This is a genomic window from Virgibacillus senegalensis (genome assembly GCF_000821245.2).
GTDB classification, from domain to species: domain Bacteria; phylum Bacillota; class Bacilli; order Bacillales; family Amphibacillaceae; genus Sediminibacillus; species Sediminibacillus senegalensis.
Map to the genome: position 1 here is coordinate 1,361,448 of NZ_LN611425.1, position 16,269 is coordinate 1,377,716.

Genomic DNA, 16,269 nt, shown 5'->3' on the forward strand with positions numbered 1-16,269 from the left:
TAGGGGGAATAAAACATGAACATTCGTGAAACAAGCGATTACCAAACCATCGCAAAACTGAACGAAACCGTACACCAGCTTCACAGACAGCTTCATCCCGATATCTTCGCTGAATACAATCCCGAAAAAGCGCTTGATTTCTTTGAAAGCATCGTCGACAAACCGGAGTTCACTTTTTTACTCGTCGAGGAGAATGAACAGCCAGCTGGTTTCGCTTGGATCGAACAAAGAACTTATCCAGGAATTGCCTATCTGGAAACATATCACTCCATTTACGTCCATCAAATTAGTATTGAAAATGCCTATCAAAACAAAGGGTTTGGCTCTAGGTTAATGGAAGAAATTTTCAACAGAGCAGCGTCAGAAGGAATAAATCGTGTTGAATTGGACTATTGGACCGCCAATGAATCAGCCAAGACTTTTTATCATCACAAGGGCTTCCAGCCGTACCGCGAAACTGTTTATAAGCAGTTATGAATAGCTCCACCTATAGAGAGAATTCCCGCCGTAAAGCACATCTTCCTAAGACTAACAAAAACCGGCAGCTTACCTGCCGGTTTTTCAACTTGTCGGATGCTTGCCGAACTCTTCCCGAAGCCCTTTGATCAACGACACAATCATCACGAGAATGATCACTGTGAACGGCATCGCAGTCATAATCGCCACTGCGCGCAGTGCTTCCAGTCCTCCGCTTAGAAGCAAAACCGCTGCCGTGATCGAGATCAGAAAACCCCAGGAAAGCTTCGTCAGCGTCTTAGGATTCAGTGTACCTTTTGAAGACAAAACACTTAACACATAACTTGCAGAATCAGCTGAAGTAATGAAGAAAATCGTAATCAACAAAATACCCAATATATTCAACACCAATCCAATCGGAAGGTTGCCGAGCATCATGAAGAATGCCACTTCCTCATGCTGTTGCGCTCTGGAGGCAATGTCGATGCCTTCGCTGATTTGCATATGCAAGCCGGTGCCGCCCATGATGGAAAACCATATCGCCCCAAGCAAAGCCGGGACAAACAAGACACCGAAAACGAACTCTCTGATCGTCCTGCCTCGTGAAATACGGGCAATAAACGTCCCGACATAGGGTCCCCAGGCAATGACCCAGGCCCAAAAGAAAATCGTCCATTGTCCCCGCCAGGAACCATCCGAATAAGGGGACAACGATAAGCTTAGTGGGATATATTGACCGATATACTGCCCGACCGCCGTCGTAAAGCTTTCCAGCAAAAAGGCGGTCGGTCCGAGGACCAGTATGAAAACCATCAGTACCCCTGCGATGATAATATTGCTTGTGCTTAAGTAGCGCATGCCTTTGTTTACCCCGGAAACCGCCGAGGTGATGAACAAGCCAGTGACAACTGCAATGATAATCAACTGTGCCACTTTACTATTCGGCGTTCCGAAGACTTCGGAAATTCCGCCGCTCACTTGCATGGCGCTGAGTCCAAAGGTGGTGGCCACTCCGATTGCAGTGGCAAGCGTGGCAAAAATGTTGATCACTTTTCCCACTACTCCATCCGTCCGTTCGCCAAGCAAAGGATAAAAGGCATGGCTGATCAACCCGGGCCGATTTCTCCTGAATTTAAAAAACGCCATCGATAAGCCGATGATCGCAAATACTCCCCAGGGCTGGAGCGCCCAATGGAAGACACTGTAAGTCAATGCAGCTTTGGCTGCTTCATTTGTTTCCGCCTCGTAGCCCGGCGGCGGTTCTACATAATGCAGAACCGGTTCTGCCACGCCCCAGAAAACAAGACCGACACCCATCCCGGCCGCGAACAAAAGCCCGAGCCAGGTGAAAAAGGAGTAAGAGGGCTTGCTGTCAGGCTTGCCCAGCTTCAAATGCCGGTAAGGACCGATGGCAAGGTATAAGCAAGTTAACACAAAAATCGTCGTAGCCAGCATGTAAAACCAGCTGAAGTAATTGCGCATCCAATGTAGACCGGCTGTCGATGCCTGGCTCAACTGCTCCGGAAAAACGACTCCCCAAGCGACGAACAATACGATGATGCAAAAGCTGACGTAAAAAACGACACCAGGCGCTTTCTTTTTCGCTCTGTCCATATTTCCACCTCTTTTCTTCGGTACAGCTCATCCTTTATGCTGTACCCATTCCCGAAAAGAGATAAAACAGACGGACATAGTCAACAAAAGAAGTAAGCAGTTATACAGATACACATCAACCCCTGCCCATTCATATAGTAAAACCACCACAACTTACCGGGGGTGCTGTTATGCACAATCTTCCTGCAGCCGATTTGGGAATCATGGCCGAGCACTTATCTGCGCACAAGGGAATTATCCATAAACTGAACGTTTACCAGCGAATGGTCCAGTCGCCACAATTGAAAAAAATCATCCGTCAGCAGGCCAATGCCATGCAGGGTCATGTCCATATCATGCTCGCTTTTATTGATCCTGCTTATCATGAACCGATTGAGGTACCGCCTTTATATGTATTCGAGGAAAAAGGATATGAAAACTGGCAAAATGGAGAAGCGGGAGAAAACGACCAGTGGATAGCCTTGGAGGTCCATTCCACGGCTAAGCAAATGGCTGACGACAATTTTTCTTCTGCTTTGATGATGAAGGACATGGCGGTGAGAAATGCCCATGTAGAGATGGCTCTGCAGCAGACAGAGCTACTTAGAAGATATGACGCCTTTCTGGAGGAAATGGGCTGGATGTATGTTCCACTTTCCGACATAAAATCGCAACAAGACACCTACCGGCATTTCTATCAGGCTTTTTACTCGTAAAAAAACAATCAATCAATTCAAATGCAGCAATCGGTAAATCGTTTGCTGTTCACCGAAACGTTCGACTGATCGTGACTCTTCCATTCCCAACCTTTCCAAAAACCGTCTTGATCGTTCATTTTCCGTTTGTGTTTCTGCCACTATTTCTGGAAGCCCCAAAGCAGCAAACCCATGATTGATTACGGCTTTGACAGCTTCTGTTGCATAGCCCTTCCCCCAAAACGCAGGGAGAAATTGATACGATACCTCGGTAGCATTCCCATCGTGATGGAGATCGAGCGAAACCGTGCCGATAAAGCTCTCCGTTGATTTCTCCCTTACCGCCCAATGGCAAGAGGGCGTACCAGAGGCAAATAACTGCTGAAAGTTTTCCCTGATTTTATGTTCCGGTACCGTGCCGCCAAGATATTTTCTCACTTTCTCATTTCGGTAAAGCTGCAGAATCCCTTTGTAATCACCAGGCTGTAACAGTCGCAATATACAATGATTTGTCACTAACACTCCTTGTCAACTCCTTATAGACCGCATAATCGGGATGTTGGCGGCATACATATAAAGCCATACATCAATGGAAGGAACGTGATAGGAATATGGAAGAAAACGATCGTTCCCAGCTGAACGCTGAATCGGAAAGCCGCGGCGGAACACCTGAAGAAACCCCTGTGATGCTGCAGCCGATTGTCCAGCCGGCATATATCAACCAAATGCCCTCCCCTACCACTCCCGTTTACTCAGTCCCGGCTTTGCCCCAGCCTACACAGTATATGGCCCCTTTCGAACCCGTCTATGTCGATCACCTAAGCCGGCACCAAGGCCAGCAAATCAGCGTGATGACCACTGCAGGAAAAGTGGAGGGGCTGCTTAGTGGCGTTGCTGTGGATCATATCCAATTGAACATAAGTAAAACGCGGGCACTTCATATCCGGATTTCGCAGATTGTATATTTTGAAGGGCTGCCGATTACGTACCGTTAATGCCCAATCGGCTTCTGTATCCATCCCTCCTGCTCTCCTTACAAAATTACTAGTAAAATCACCGAAAATCCTGCAAAATAAAGAAAATTTTAAAAGGAAAGCAGCAGGTTAAGTCGAATTAAATCAGGAGGCAACTATTCGGAATAGAGGTGATTACATGTGCACAACTAAAACCCCTAAACTTCCGCTGACAGCAGAAGAGAGAAGCTGCTTAAGAAAAGCGAAGATAAGACTCAATCAGATTGCCAATTTAGAGTTAAAAACGCTATCTGATTTAATGGATATCACTTATGATCGAGCCCGATTGTTAAAAGGATTGGCAACCTTCCAGCAAATACCGTCGATCGGCTGCCGGATGGCTGAAAATCTGGTGCATTACCTCGGGAAGTACTCGTTCGAGGATGTACGTGGCGAAAATCCGGCTGAATTACTGGATTGCCTGGAAAAGAAGCTCCGTACACCAGTTGATCCGTGTGTAGAGGATCAGCTTCGCTGTGTGGTATATTATGCAGAAAACCCGGACAGCAAGAAACAGTGGTTTGAATTTACCGCTGAAAGAAAAAATTTTCGTGAGAGACATGGTTATCCTTCCTCGAGGCCAAAGCCGGTCGGGTAATCGTCAAGGAGGAATATCTTGAAAATACGTCCATCTTTGCACCAGGATTCACAGCAATTAATGCAGCTGAACAATCTAATCTGGAATGTAGAAAACACACCACACCCACATAAGTGGGAATCGCTTGCCGCTTATGTGGAACGCTGTCCGCCCGGCAGTCAATACGTCGCTGTAATCGATGAATCTGTTGCAGGTTTTATCCGTTATCGGAGTCCTATACCGCTAGATTCCAACCGACACGTTTGGGAGTTGGTGATTGGCGTCCATCCAGACTTTCAGGGACAAAAAGTTGGTTCAACCCTTTTGCGGTTTGTCGAAAAAGAAGCAAAAAAACAGGGCATCCATAAATTATGTCTGCGCGTCCTGGCAACCAATCTCTCAGCAATCCACTTTTATGAACGCAACGGATACAGAGAACAGGGAAGATTGGTAGATGAGTTTTTTTTAGATGGAAAGTATGTCGATGACCTGATGATGTACCGGATACTGAACTGATTTTCACTTAGAAAGAGATAAACAAAAACATGCCAGAGGATTCGAGGGCACTGAAAACTGAAGGTCTTTGAAAAGTAGAATTTTAAAAAAGTGTTCTGTATGAAACTTAATTTCCATACAGAACACCTTTTATTTATTTTCAAGTGATTTGTGCCCTCTATTCCTTCATTAATTTTAACGATTCGTTTCACATTAGCTGTGAAAATCGCCATCGATCTTACATCGTATCCCTTCCTTTTATGTATTACTTTCCTGGTACAAGAAAAAAGAGTGACTTTCTTTTATAAATCAAAGAAAATCACTCTTTTTCGTTTTACCCTCTGTTGATTCCATGAGGAGCGTTCGGTGGTGACGCCTGCGGGAACAGCACGAGCCAAAGATCCACTTGGTCAAGTGATTTTCTTGACCAAGTTAGCTGAAGCCGTGCCCGCGGCAAGCATCCACCGATAAACGATTCGTGAGCATCAACAACAAACTTTAACAGCTCTTTTAGATTAGAAAGGACTTTTTCAGTATCCTCGAGGATTCCGGCATGTTTTTTCAATGGAGTAGTTTGGTATATTTTTATGTCACCAAAGCCTGAATCCAGGCGATCCCGGAGGAGCATTTTCGATAATTTCCATAATCGGGATGGTATAAGCGAACAAGATCAATGCGACGCAAACACCGATCCACAGCTTCCAATTTTCCAGGATTGCCGGAGTACGTTCTGCCTGATCCGCCACTTCGCCGATAGGGTACGCTTCCACCCCTTTTGGTGCAAAAAAGCTCAAATGGACGACAATGTAAATCAAGACGAGAATGCCGATAAACAAGAAGCTCCCTCCGACAGCCATTGCCACTTCATAAGGAATCCACCCCAATGCATCAGGGGAATCACCATATGTCGTATAAGCGGTTCTTCTCGGGGCCCCTAACAAACCGACCGTATGCATCGCCCCGGACATCATCGCCATCCCTACTACCCAAATGATTGTCTGGATGTTGGCAAGCAAGTTGATTTTCTTTGTCAAAGTCCGCCCTGTCAAATGCGGGATCAGCCAATAAGCAATTCCGAAAAAGGTCAAAGCGACACTGGTTGCTACCGTTAAGTGAAAATGACCGGTGACCCAAAGCGTGTTATGAATGACTTGATTCAGTTGGTTACTGGCATTGATGATGCCCCCTGCCCCGGCAGGAATGAATATCAGCATTCCCATAAATGGCGCAAAGAACCGTGCATCCTTCCATGGCAATTTTTTCACCCATCCGAACAATCCTCTAGCACCCTTCTGCCTGCCGCTCAATTCAAAGGTGGCAAACAAGGAGAAGGCTGTCATCAACGAAGGGACGATGACCATAAAGGTCAGGGTTACCTGGATAAACTTCCATGTATGCGATACTCCGGATTCGAGCAATTGATGGTGAAAGCCGACCGGGATCGAAAACAGCAAGAACAAGACAAAGGACAATCTGGCCAACGAATCACTGAAAATTTTTCCACCAATGATTTTCGGAATGATGACATACCAGCAAATATAAGCAGGCAGCAGCCAAAAATAGACAAGCGGATGGCCGAAATACCAAAACAGAGTGCGGCTCAACAGGACATTGATGGTGTCCACCCAGCCGAATGACCATGGAATCAATTGCAGGACGACGGTGGCTGCCACGCCCAGTGTGGCGATCAGCCAAAGCAGCATTGTCATCACTGCCATGAAACTGAACAACGGAGAAAGCTGACCTGGATTGGCTTTTTTCCAATTACGGTACTGACGGAACATGCCGGCTCCGCTGATCCAGCTTCCGATCACGACAAGTGCAAGCCCAATATAAAACCATGGCGAGGCCTGAAGCGGCGCGTAAAACGTGTACAACACACTGGCATCGTTGGTCAAGATCATGATCGTGGTGATCACGGTTCCTGTTGTCATGACATAATAGCCGGCCCAGCCAAGTTTTCGCGGTCCTTCAGCCAGCGTTCCCGTTGTTTTGCTGATACCCGAGTACAAAAATCCAATAATAAAATAAGTAGTGAATACAAGTGCTAACAGAACGCCATGGGCGGTCAACAGCTGATAATAGCCAATCCCCGCCGGCAATGTGATCGCTCCGCTGCGGACGAAGGTTTGCAGCAGTCCGGCAATCCCTCCAAGCAATACGGCGATAAAGCCTACATAAATATGGGCAAGACTCAATTTCGCATCTTTCCGATTGATCAACGTGGTTTCCATTTAATTCACCTCTATCCTTCCGCTCATGGCCTGATGTCCGACACCGCAATATTCATTGCAAATGATCAAAAACTCACCGGCTTCGTCGAACGTGTGGGTAATCGTATTGATATGCCCTGGTGTGATCATCATGTTCACGTTCGTCCCCGGAATCGAAAAACCATGAACCACATCCGCACTCGTCACCTTGAAATGAACGGTCGCCCCCTTCGGCACTTCTAAGGGTTCCCCGAACATGAACGCCTGGGCAACCATCACCGCTTCATATTCATTGTCCCCGATTTTCTTCAGACCAGGGTCATCGAAAGGTGCTGTTTCCTTCACTTTTTCCGGATCGATTGTCGTCATGTCGCTTGGCGGATGATGTCCCATGGCAAACGCGCTGACACCGATTACCGACAGGAATACAATCAATGTGATACCGCCAAAAATCAGCCATATTTTTTCATACTTGTGCATGTGCATCTGTTACTCCCCCTTTTCCTACCTGGATAGATAAAGCGCGTACACCCCGATCCAGGATAATATGATAAATCCTCCGACGAGCATGACGGAAAGCAGTGTGCCCTTCAGTTTTGGTTCTGTCTGCTTTTGGGGCTGAGATTCGGATTTCAGTAATTTGGATGGTTCCAAATTCGCCATTGTGTAAGCTCCTCTCCCTATAAACTACCTTGATTGTAGCCGAACAGGTTGGAAGGATGCTGTGATAAAAATCACATTTACTTTTAAACAGTAGAAATGTGATTTCTGTTACAGTTTTACCGTGTTTAATCAGATAGGATGAACGAAACGAATATAGGAGTGAGTCCGATGAAAAGCGGGGTTATTTTAGCAGAAACTAGTTTCCGACCGGATGTCGTGAAAGCTTCATTAGAGATGGTAGACGGAGAAAGACTGATCGACCGGCAAATTAGCGAAATGAAAAAATTTGTCCAGGAGATCGTACTGGTCACTAATGATCCGAGGGCCTTTTTGCCTGTTGTCAGTAAAGACATCCGGATTATTACTGTATTCCACAAGGAGAAAGGGATCTTGGGAGCACTTCATGCAGGAATGTCTCTTGCACAACATCCACAAGTCTGGCTGGGCCACTGTGATAGCGAGAATGTATCATCTAAAGCTGCTAAAGCAATGGATGTAAGACTACAGCAAACAGGATCAGCAGCTGTGGTTCCCTTTTTCAACCAGACTCCTCTTCCGTTTCAAGGAATATACCAAAGGAAACAAGTTCTCGAAACGTTATCGGAAAGTATTAATTTGCATGAATCCATTTCGTTTTCAGAATGGTTTCGACAGTTGGACTGGACAGCGTTTGATGAAATGGAATATCATCGATTTCAACTGGAATTTCCTTTTAAAAGCAGGTAACCCGGAACGTAAAAAATGAGAGAAATTATGAGGCAGATATGGGATTAGAACTTACAGGACAGTCCCTATGTCCTTGTAATTCTGTCATTTCAATCGAGGGTTATCGAATTTTTCACTTGTAAAAGAAGAAGTTTTTATATTTTCTCTTAATCTGTTCCTATAAAAAAACCCGAGGAAATCCTCGAGAGTGATTGTTTCATTATAGCCGGCAAATTTCTAGAGGGCATTCTTCACAATGGCAAATGGATTTTAAAGCAGGCAAGTCCCCGATAACGATCCGGCCCTGTTCCGTATCGATCACCTGTTGCTTTTTCAGCTGATTTAACATCCGGTTGACGGTCTCACGGGTAGCACCAATTAAACTGGCAAGCTCTGAATGGGTGAACTTTTCAGTGAAGTGGATGGTTCCTCCATCCAGCACTCCATAAGTATTGGCAGCACGAATTAAGGTGGAAGCCAGTGCTCCATTTTTCCCATGAAACATCAAATCCCGCAGCTTCACTTGCGTTAGCCGCTGCATATAACCGAGCCAGCGGCTGAATTCTATTGCCAGATCACCGTGCTGCCATAATAGAATTTCCAAATCTCGTTGTTGAATAACACCTACACGAGCGTCCTGCAGCACCTCTGCTGTATAGGACATTTTCCCTTGCTGACCGGGATATTGCAGTTCTCCGAACAAATCACCATCACGAAAATAATAAAGGCATAAATCTTTCCCATCGTCTGCGGTCTTGGTAAGGCGGATCGATCCTTTTTCTAAATAATAAAGCTTTTCCGCTTCATCCCCTTCCCAAAATAACGTGGAGCCTGCAGTAAAAACGTGTTCATACATTATCCCTTTTATCTTGGAAAAGCTTTCCGGTGAAAACTGCCACGTGTTCCCGCTTGGTTGTTCTCGTTTTATCATTGCCCCCATTACGCAAGCCCCCATTTCCATTTCTTAGTTAGCTTCATCATACGCCTCTTCCAAGGCAATTGCATTACTTTTTTGTAAAAAATTGTTACGGTATTTTGAACAGTTAAGGATTGTGACATTTCTCACAGCCAGCCGTCCGTAAGGTGTTTTACACTACAAGTGTGAACAGCATTCAAACAATATTCTGGGAGGTTTTTAACGATGAAAAAAGCACTTTTAGCACTTATGGTCTCCTTGTTCATTTTATTGCTGGCAGCATGCGGCGGTGGAGATGAAGCAGGGGCAACCGAAGGGGATGACGGTGGTTCAGCGGCAGTTGTAGATATTGGCGCAAGCAACTGGCAATTTGACAAAGAAGGGTACACGGCACCTGCTGGAGAAATAACATTCAATCTGACAAATGAAGAAGGCGTCCATGCAATCGAAATTGAAGGAACAGATGTTGCCATCGAAAATGAAGGTTCCGCAACAGCGACCTTAGAAGCTGGAGAATACACCATCAAGTGTATCTTGCCTTGTGGAGAAGGACATGAAGAAATGACATCGACTTTGACTGTGGAATAATGGGATAATCGAAAGCCTCCAGACCCGCAACCGGATCTGGAGGCTTTTATTCTTCCCAAAACAATTCATCGAGTGTTTTGGACAGTGATTTGCAGATGGCAATGCAAAGGTTCAGGGTAGGATTATACTTGCCAAGCTCAATTAGCCCGATTGTCTGGCGCGACACACCAACTCGTTTGGCCAATTCCTCCTGTGAAAGATCCATTTCCGTCCTGGCCACCTTCATCCTGATGTTTTTCTTCATCGTTTCTCATCCTGTTCTTCATCTTTCAATTCTCTTTCTACAGCCCTGTCGCTCCTTTTCTTTGCTCCCCAATAAGCAAACCCATTCACTACCATTAAAAAAGGAATATATAGCATCAAGGACACTACAAATGTAAGCAGGAAGTAATATACCGATTGAACTGGAGAATCAGCATAACTCACTGCACTGTGAATTCCGAAAAAGATAGCCAGCCCCGCACCAAACAGAGCACCGATCAGAATGGTTTTTAAACTCATCGGGCGTTTATTTGCCTGGTCATGCATTTCTACTTCTGCCGAGAATATCCCCATTCCAGTAGAGCGCACAGCAAAATAAATCGAGGTTACTAGCAAGATAACCAGTTCCAGCCAAATGTTATCGAGATGATAGGCATTTGTCACATACTTGATAACCAACGACAAGGCACAGATGGTCAGTACCAGGGTGTATATCTCGCGATAAATTTTGTTTTGCAGATTGATAATCCGCTCATCCTTTATCCGGTTTCTTCTGAAAGGATTCTTCATGTTATCTACCTTCTTTCTTTATTTTTAGTGATAAATCGAAATTCGGAAAATAGTGCGCAGTACCGTACCAAACGCAAATTCGGGGTCGGTCCGGTTTTCGTTTGATAGTATCTCTGCTTTTATTATATATTAAGAATGTCATTTTGCAATATATATTTGTCATAAAGGTCAATAAAAATTGCTTTACATATAAAAAATACGCACCAGCCAACTGCCGATGCGTATAGAAATGACACTTTTTTGGGCAAAAGAAAAAGCATCCGGAAACCGGATGCCTATCAAGTTAAGTTTAGTTTTTCAGTTCTGTACCACCGATTAGTTCTAAATCCCTTTCTTGGGCGACAAGTTCATTCTTACTGTCATCATTTAAGTTATCATTGGATTTTCCTGGCATTTTATCCTTTACTTTATCGGTTAGATCCATAGTTTGTTGCTTAGTTTGCTGAAATTTTTGATTCAGATTATCGCGTGTTTTTTTGCCGCTAGCCGGCGCAAGCATAAAACCGATTGTAGCACCAACGATACTGCCGACGGCCACTCCATTGACAAATTTCTTGCCTGAAATGCCACCGGATTTCTTATCGATCGCACCAGTGCGCTCGAGTCGTTCTTCCACTTCTGCAACAATTTCCTTAACACTTCGCCCGCGTGCAGAAATCATTGGTACATTCATATGGATATCGGTCAGGTCTTCCAAATCTCTTACCACTACCGCATCATAATCGGGGGCATCGACTTTGCGATCAAGCATTTCTGCCTGATATCCTTTTTTGTTCAATTGTTTTTTTACGTCTTCGAATGGTTGTTCCACTGCAACTCTTACCATCTGATTTAACCTCCTCAGCTCGTGTTGGTTATAATTTGCCCGTTATGGAGTTATAGTAAACAAGATAATTTTCTCTTATTCTAGAATGTTTACTTTTTTGTACAGCGTGAATAGTAGTTATGTAAGCATCATATAACACTCACGAAAGGAGTTTTATAGAATGGCTGACAAGAACAATAACAAAAAGATGTCTGTAGAGGAAGCAGGACGTAAGGGCGGAGAAGCTACCTCCCGTAATCATGACCAGGAGTTCTATGAAGAGATTGGTAAAAAAGGCGGAGAAACAACGTCGAAAAACCATGACGAAGAATTCTATGAAGAAATCGGTAAAAAAGGCGGAGAAACTCGCGGACGTCAACAACAAAACAAGAACAATAATTCTTAATAGACCAAGTAGCGAACGAGGGCTGAGGTTTTAAACAAACCCACAAAAAACGAGCTTATTCATAAGCTCGTTTTTTTTTTGAGTAGGAATCGATTTATTTCAATGTATTGGTTACTCCCCAAATTTTGTTCGTGCCTTTATAGTCATTAAGGGCAATATCCAAATCATGAAACATCCGATGAAGACTTCTGATTGTTTTTTTGTTTTCATTTTCGACTGCAGCGTCTGCAAGCTGGTCGATTTTTTCCAAATCACTTTTCAAGGCTTCATCCTCTACTTTCGGAATGGTTTCATCCAGAACAACGAGAATCTCTTCTGCTTCTTTTTCCTGTTCAGACCAATCAAGATTGTCAATCCGGCCATAACCAGTTGTATCGTTGTAAAAATCATGTGCTTCGGCTATAAAATCCCCGACATCTTCGTATTCTTTTCCAACAGACTCTCTTGTTTTCTTTGCGTTTTCTTCCAATTCCTCCTGTGTTTGACCCGACTCTGACGGCTCATCGGTTTCCTGTTCACTCGTTTCTGCCTGATGATCGTTAAACAGACCGATCCCTCCTAAGTCAAAGACAAATGAGAAGAATGCAACCGCAATAACCAGGGATAGTGCCAAAGCTGTCATTGTCCAGCCGAACCAGCCCATCCGTTTACGTTTTCCGCTTCTCGGCATTTTTGCAGCATCCTTTCCTATATGCTTTTCTATTATATTTATAAAGTACAAGAGTTCATAAAATTTCCTATCCTATATTTTATCTTTTTTTTGTAATTAAAACTAGTTTTTGCTAGCGGAACGCAAAATAAATCAACCACCGATACATGATGGTTGATTTTATAAAGTTGTTTAGCAGTTCGCTTTGATGAATTGAATTGCCTTGTTAGCAATGACCTCTTTGTCGTTGTCCAAAGTTGCGACGTGATAGCTTGACTCCAGGGGGAGCAATGTCTTTTCGTTGGAGGAGATCGAATCATAAATCAATTTCGAGTTTTCCGGCGGCACTACATGGTCCTCGACTGAGGAAAAAACAAGTGTAGGTGTTTGAATTTTGTCCAGATTTTCCCTGACTAACTCCATTAAGGAAATGATTTCTCCCATCGATTTAACAGGTGTTTTTTCATAAGCAAGCTCTTTTACTCCTGCTCTTTTAATATCAGAACCGATTCCACTGACAAATCGGGTATCCGTCTGAGATAGCTCCCGATAATTTTCTGCCATTGCCGGAATCTCAACAGCGGCATTAATAGGCAGAATACCATTGATTTCCGGGTGTTGTTCCGCTAAATACAACGCCAATGTTCCCCCCATCGATAAGCCGGCAACAAACAACTTGGAGCACTCCTCTTTCAAGGTTGCCAATCCCTCTTCCACAGTATTAATCCAATCCTCATAAGTAGACGCTTCCATATCTTCCGGATCAGTACCATGGCCTTCCAATCTTGGTCCCAGAACAGTAAAACCTTCATCAGCAAACTGTTCACCAAGATACCGCATACTTTGCGTCGTACCGGTGAATCCGTGTAAAACCAGCACTCCAATTTCATTGCCGGCAAAGTAAAACGCGTCTGCATCCTTCATCACGCGATAATTAGCTGCCATCATACTACCTCCCTATTAGAAACATAAATATGTATATCTACTTTTTATGTATAATAGTTAAATCTTACCATAACCTCGTAAAAATACAAACTATCTTTTAATAGCACGGGGTCCGCTTACCGGGGTCAGTCCCCAATCCCCAAATAAGAAGAAAAACTTTATTACGAGGGACTGACCCCAAAGTCGTATTTTTTGTTGCAATGCCATCAATGGGGACAATCCCTTCCTTGTCAAGTTCTTGTCCTGGCAGCTTTTCCACTAACAAATCGTCTGGGGAGGGACTGACCCCAAGAAAGATCTTTTATTAGTTTGAATAAGAGTAGGGGTCAGTCCCCCATCTTCAATCTCACTCTGCTCTGTTCGCTTCGGGGACTGTCCCCCAATCTCTCATTCCATGTAAAAGACCGTCGTTTGAGGATACAAACGACGGTCTTTGTTAATAAGCTGGTCTTTAGGAAGCGGCGGTTTCTGCAGGTTTTTTATGTGATGACTTTCCTGCGAGCTTCACTAAAAGGTATGCAATTGGTGTATCAATTAATGCAATGATTACTTTAAATAGATATTGAGATCCAATCATTCCAATAAGGACACCAAACGGGACGGTTCCCCAGAAAGCTATTGAGATGAACAGGATTGTATCGATCAGCTGGCTTGTCATTGTCGACAAATTATTGCGCAGCCATAATTTTTGCTGACCGTGTTTTAATTTCAAAGAATGAAAAATGGAAACATCCAGATTTTGACTGGCTAAATACGATACAAGGCTAGCCAGCATAACCCGGAAACTTCCTCCAAGTACAGCCTCAAACTCTACTTGCCCGTCAAAAACTGATGCAGCAGGAAGTTGAATGGCAATAAGAATAAAAATCATAGCTAATACTTGAGTGATGAAACCTGCCTGGACAGTCTTCCGGGCAGCATCTTTCCCAAAAACTTCCCCGATTACATCTGTTATCAAGTACGTAACGACGTACGCGATAACGGCGGCCGGCAGTACGAAACCACCTGCAGCAAATAATTTTACTCCGAGCACATTGGATATTACCAATAACCCGACAAACAGTGCGTTTAAATAAATAAACATAGCTCTTCCCCTTTCAATTCCGGGGTAAGGAACAAAGCTGTACCCTCTTCTAACTTTGGTGGAGCAATAGATTTTATCGATTATCTATCTTTTCAGGATAAAGGTCATGATTCATCAGTCGATGGTCAGCCATTTGGGCATACTTCGTACCTGGCTTTCCGTAATTACAGAATGGATCAATGGAAATTCCCCCTCGAGGAGTGAATTTTCCCCATACTTCTATATAACGCGGATCCATTAATTCAATAAGATCATTCATGATAATATTCATGCTGTCCTCATGGAAATCTCCATGATTGCGAAAACTGAACAGGTATAGTTTTAATGACTTGCTTTCCACCATTTTCTCATCTGGAATGTAACTGATATAAACGGTGCCGAAGTCTGGTTGTCCTGTTTTCGGGCATAGTGTAGTGAATTCAGGGCAATTGAATTTCACAAAATAGTCACGTCCCGGATGTTTGTTATCAAAAGTTTCAAGCACTTCCGGTGTATAGTCAAATTGATAGGTTGTCCCTTGGCTTCCAAGCAAAGTCAAGTCTGTTAAATCTTCATCTCTTCTTCCTGCCATAATGGTTCCTCCTTTTTTAAAACAGCTAATTTATGAGCAAGCCCATACTTCTATTTTGCATCCAAAATATTTAAAGATCGGAAAAAAAGGCCATGCCCCTAAGGGACATGGCCTTGAACACCTGTTATGTCCTTAGTTTTTTATAGAGGGTTTACGCTAAGAACCTCTCCCGATCAAACGGATTATCTCCATTTTCCTCGACTAATTATATAGAGCAGAAACAGAAAAGTCAATCTAAATCAATTGCGGGGTCAGTCCCCTATCCCCCAAAACCAGCGATTGATGATTGGAAGGGGACTGTCCCCAAAAAGCGGGTTATTTCCGTTTTAAAGGGTTAGAGGGACTGACCCCAGGACATCACCATCCCCTGTCAGCACTCGCTTTTGCTTTTCTAGCTTACGCAAAATGGTCAGATTGGGGACTGACCCCACAACCTGGTTTTCGGTGCTTGATTGGCTTAGGAGGGACTGACCCCGAATGTTGTTTGCGTATGTGTTTCCCCTAGTTTTCGCTTGGTCGGGGACTGTCCCCTCAACCTGTCCGCTCAAACTCTGTCCCTAAACAGCGGGGTGAGGCGCTGATATGGGTGGTTTGTGCGGTTTGGTCCATGCCTTCTTTGACTCGTTTTCTGGCTCGGTATAAGCGGGCTTTGACGGTGCCCAGGGCGATGCTTAAGCTGCTGGCAATTTCTTTGTCGGTCCACTCGTTTTGGTACTTCAACGTAAACACTTTACGAAGTTTCGGACTCAGCAGAACGACCTGCCGCTTAATTTGTCCTTCGGTCCATTTGTACTCGACTTGTTTTTCCACCATCCATTCTGCCGAGCAGCTTTCCTCGCTGGTCAGATAGACTTCCTCAAGCGGGACATACACACGCTTCTTCTCTTTCCTGATTGCATCGATGGCAGTTCGATAAGCTATGCTTGCCAGCCATGCCCCCACTTTGTCATTTTCTCGCAAACTATCATAATGCTTGTATGCTTTAATAAACGCATCCTGTACCACATCTTCGGCCAGAGAACGATCTTTTGTAATACCGACCGACAGCCTATACATCCGTTGATAATACTGTTGATAAACAGCATCAAAACGAACTCCTTCCCCCGTCAAAGCTTCTTCCATTT

Annotated in this window: 22 protein-coding genes and 1 riboswitch; of the genes, 8 read left to right on the forward strand and 14 right to left on the reverse strand. The window is 44.2% G+C overall.

Features of this window, described 5'->3' with window-relative positions:
• Positions 1 to 15 precede the first annotated feature (15 nt).
• Positions 16 to 477 carry a GNAT family N-acetyltransferase gene (locus BN1067_RS17660; protein ID WP_053220126.1) on the forward strand — a complete coding sequence of 154 codons (462 nt, stop codon included), beginning with the start codon at positions 16 to 18 and terminating at the stop codon, positions 475 to 477.
• 84 nt (positions 478 to 561) lie between these two features.
• Here the strand turns inward: BN1067_RS17660 and BN1067_RS17665 are convergent, their stop codons facing one another.
• On the reverse strand, positions 562 to 2,070 hold the full coding sequence (locus BN1067_RS17665) for a BCCT family transporter (protein ID WP_053220127.1): 1,509 nt from the start codon (positions 2,068 to 2,070) through the stop codon (positions 562 to 564).
• Positions 2,071 to 2,240: 170 nt separating this feature from the next.
• Between BN1067_RS17665 and BN1067_RS17670 the strand changes: the two genes are divergently transcribed.
• Positions 2,241 to 2,765: a hypothetical protein gene (locus BN1067_RS17670; RefSeq protein WP_053220128.1), complete on the forward strand. Its 525-nt coding sequence runs from the start codon at positions 2,241 to 2,243 to the stop codon at positions 2,763 to 2,765.
• Between the two features lie 12 nt (positions 2,766 to 2,777).
• Here the strand turns inward: BN1067_RS17670 and BN1067_RS17675 are convergent, their stop codons facing one another.
• Positions 2,778 to 3,266 carry a GNAT family N-acetyltransferase gene (locus BN1067_RS17675; RefSeq protein WP_053220129.1) on the reverse strand — a complete coding sequence of 163 codons (489 nt, stop codon included), beginning with the start codon at positions 3,264 to 3,266 and terminating at the stop codon, positions 2,778 to 2,780.
• 89 nt (positions 3,267 to 3,355) lie between these two features.
• On the opposite strand from BN1067_RS17675, the gene BN1067_RS17680 reads away from it, so the two are divergent.
• The 3 genes from BN1067_RS17680 (at position 3,356) to BN1067_RS17690 (ending at position 4,850) form a co-directional block, all read left to right on the forward strand.
• Complete coding sequence (locus BN1067_RS17680; RefSeq protein WP_081704548.1) at positions 3,356 to 3,739, forward strand: DUF2642 domain-containing protein; 384 nt, start codon at positions 3,356 to 3,358, stop codon at positions 3,737 to 3,739.
• Between the two features lie 157 nt (positions 3,740 to 3,896).
• Positions 3,897 to 4,355, forward strand: a complete 459-nt coding sequence (locus BN1067_RS17685) for a helix-hairpin-helix domain-containing protein (RefSeq protein ID WP_053220130.1) — start codon at positions 3,897 to 3,899, stop codon at positions 4,353 to 4,355.
• An 18-nt stretch (positions 4,356 to 4,373) separates the two neighbouring features.
• Positions 4,374 to 4,850 (forward strand): GNAT family N-acetyltransferase, encoded by a 477-nt coding sequence (locus BN1067_RS17690; RefSeq protein ID WP_053220131.1) that lies wholly within the window; start codon positions 4,374 to 4,376, stop codon positions 4,848 to 4,850.
• Between the two features lie 569 nt (positions 4,851 to 5,419).
• Here BN1067_RS17690 and BN1067_RS17700 read toward each other — a convergent pair.
• The 3 genes from BN1067_RS17700 to BN1067_RS17710 are packed head-to-tail and all read right to left on the reverse strand — an operon-like array spanning position 5,420 to position 7,705.
• Positions 5,420 to 7,063: a b(o/a)3-type cytochrome-c oxidase subunit 1 gene (locus tag BN1067_RS17700; protein WP_053220133.1), complete on the reverse strand. Its 1,644-nt coding sequence runs from the start codon at positions 7,061 to 7,063 to the stop codon at positions 5,420 to 5,422.
• A complete protein-coding gene (locus BN1067_RS17705; protein ID WP_026571780.1) occupies positions 7,064 to 7,528 on the reverse strand; it encodes a cytochrome c oxidase subunit II in 465 nt (154 codons plus the stop codon).
• Between the two features lie 18 nt (positions 7,529 to 7,546).
• Complete coding sequence (locus BN1067_RS17710) at positions 7,547 to 7,705, reverse strand: cytochrome c oxidase subunit 2A (protein ID WP_110943552.1); 159 nt, start codon at positions 7,703 to 7,705, stop codon at positions 7,547 to 7,549.
• Between the two features lie 168 nt (positions 7,706 to 7,873).
• Here BN1067_RS17710 and mobA point away from each other — a divergent pair, with 168 nt between their 5' ends.
• On the forward strand, positions 7,874 to 8,431 hold the full coding sequence (mobA, locus tag BN1067_RS17715; protein ID WP_053220134.1) for a molybdenum cofactor guanylyltransferase: 558 nt from the start codon (positions 7,874 to 7,876) through the stop codon (positions 8,429 to 8,431).
• Between the two features lie 199 nt (positions 8,432 to 8,630).
• On the opposite strand, the gene BN1067_RS17720 is transcribed toward mobA, so the two are convergent.
• Positions 8,631 to 9,350: a Crp/Fnr family transcriptional regulator gene (locus tag BN1067_RS17720; RefSeq protein WP_110943554.1), complete on the reverse strand. Its 720-nt coding sequence runs from the start codon at positions 9,348 to 9,350 to the stop codon at positions 8,631 to 8,633.
• 201 nt (positions 9,351 to 9,551) lie between these two features.
• On the opposite strand from BN1067_RS17720, the gene BN1067_RS17725 reads away from it, so the two are divergent.
• A complete protein-coding gene (locus tag BN1067_RS17725; RefSeq protein ID WP_053220135.1) occupies positions 9,552 to 9,914 on the forward strand; it encodes a cupredoxin domain-containing protein in 363 nt (120 codons plus the stop codon).
• 46 nt (positions 9,915 to 9,960) lie between these two features.
• Here BN1067_RS17725 and BN1067_RS17730 read toward each other — a convergent pair whose 3' ends face one another.
• From BN1067_RS17730 to BN1067_RS17740, 3 genes are all read right to left on the reverse strand, one after another.
• Positions 9,961 to 10,158: a helix-turn-helix transcriptional regulator gene (locus tag BN1067_RS17730; RefSeq protein WP_053220136.1), complete on the reverse strand. Its 198-nt coding sequence runs from the start codon at positions 10,156 to 10,158 to the stop codon at positions 9,961 to 9,963.
• Entirely contained in the window at positions 10,155 to 10,685 is a 531-nt protein-coding gene (locus tag BN1067_RS17735) for a DUF6773 family protein (protein ID WP_053220137.1), read from the reverse strand. Before BN1067_RS17735 ends, BN1067_RS17730 begins: the two co-directional genes overlap by 4 nt.
• 289 nt (positions 10,686 to 10,974) lie before the next feature.
• The gene (locus BN1067_RS17740) at positions 10,975 to 11,511 is read right to left on the reverse strand and encodes a YkuS family protein (RefSeq protein ID WP_053220138.1); all 537 of its coding nucleotides are present in this window, start codon (positions 11,509 to 11,511) and stop codon (positions 10,975 to 10,977) included.
• Between the two features lie 160 nt (positions 11,512 to 11,671).
• Here BN1067_RS17740 and BN1067_RS17745 point away from each other — a divergent pair, with 160 nt between their 5' ends.
• Entirely contained in the window at positions 11,672 to 11,896 is a 225-nt protein-coding gene (locus tag BN1067_RS17745) for a KGG domain-containing protein (RefSeq protein ID WP_053220139.1), read from the forward strand.
• Between the two features lie 94 nt (positions 11,897 to 11,990).
• Here BN1067_RS17745 and BN1067_RS17750 read toward each other — a convergent pair whose 3' ends face one another.
• The 5 genes from BN1067_RS17750 to BN1067_RS17770 form a co-directional block, all read right to left on the reverse strand.
• Positions 11,991 to 12,566 carry a hypothetical protein gene (locus BN1067_RS17750; protein WP_053220140.1) on the reverse strand — a complete coding sequence of 192 codons (576 nt, stop codon included), beginning with the start codon at positions 12,564 to 12,566 and terminating at the stop codon, positions 11,991 to 11,993.
• A 171-nt stretch (positions 12,567 to 12,737) separates the two neighbouring features.
• Positions 12,738 to 13,490 (reverse strand): alpha/beta hydrolase, encoded by a 753-nt coding sequence (locus tag BN1067_RS17755; protein WP_053220141.1) that lies wholly within the window; start codon positions 13,488 to 13,490, stop codon positions 12,738 to 12,740.
• A gap of 451 nt (positions 13,491 to 13,941) precedes the next feature.
• Positions 13,942 to 14,574 (reverse strand): queuosine precursor transporter, encoded by a 633-nt coding sequence (locus BN1067_RS17760; protein ID WP_053220142.1) that lies wholly within the window; start codon positions 14,572 to 14,574, stop codon positions 13,942 to 13,944.
• A gap of 73 nt (positions 14,575 to 14,647) precedes the next feature.
• Positions 14,648 to 15,145, reverse strand: a complete 498-nt coding sequence (queF, locus tag BN1067_RS17765; protein ID WP_053220143.1) for a preQ(1) synthase — start codon at positions 15,143 to 15,145, stop codon at positions 14,648 to 14,650.
• 126 nt (positions 15,146 to 15,271) lie between these two features.
• Positions 15,272 to 15,318: riboswitch (PreQ1 riboswitch) on the reverse strand.
• Between the two features lie 358 nt (positions 15,319 to 15,676).
• Complete coding sequence (locus BN1067_RS17770) at positions 15,677 to 16,267, reverse strand: RNA polymerase sigma factor (protein ID WP_053220144.1); 591 nt, start codon at positions 16,265 to 16,267, stop codon at positions 15,677 to 15,679.
• Positions 16,268 to 16,269: the final 2 nt, after the last annotated feature.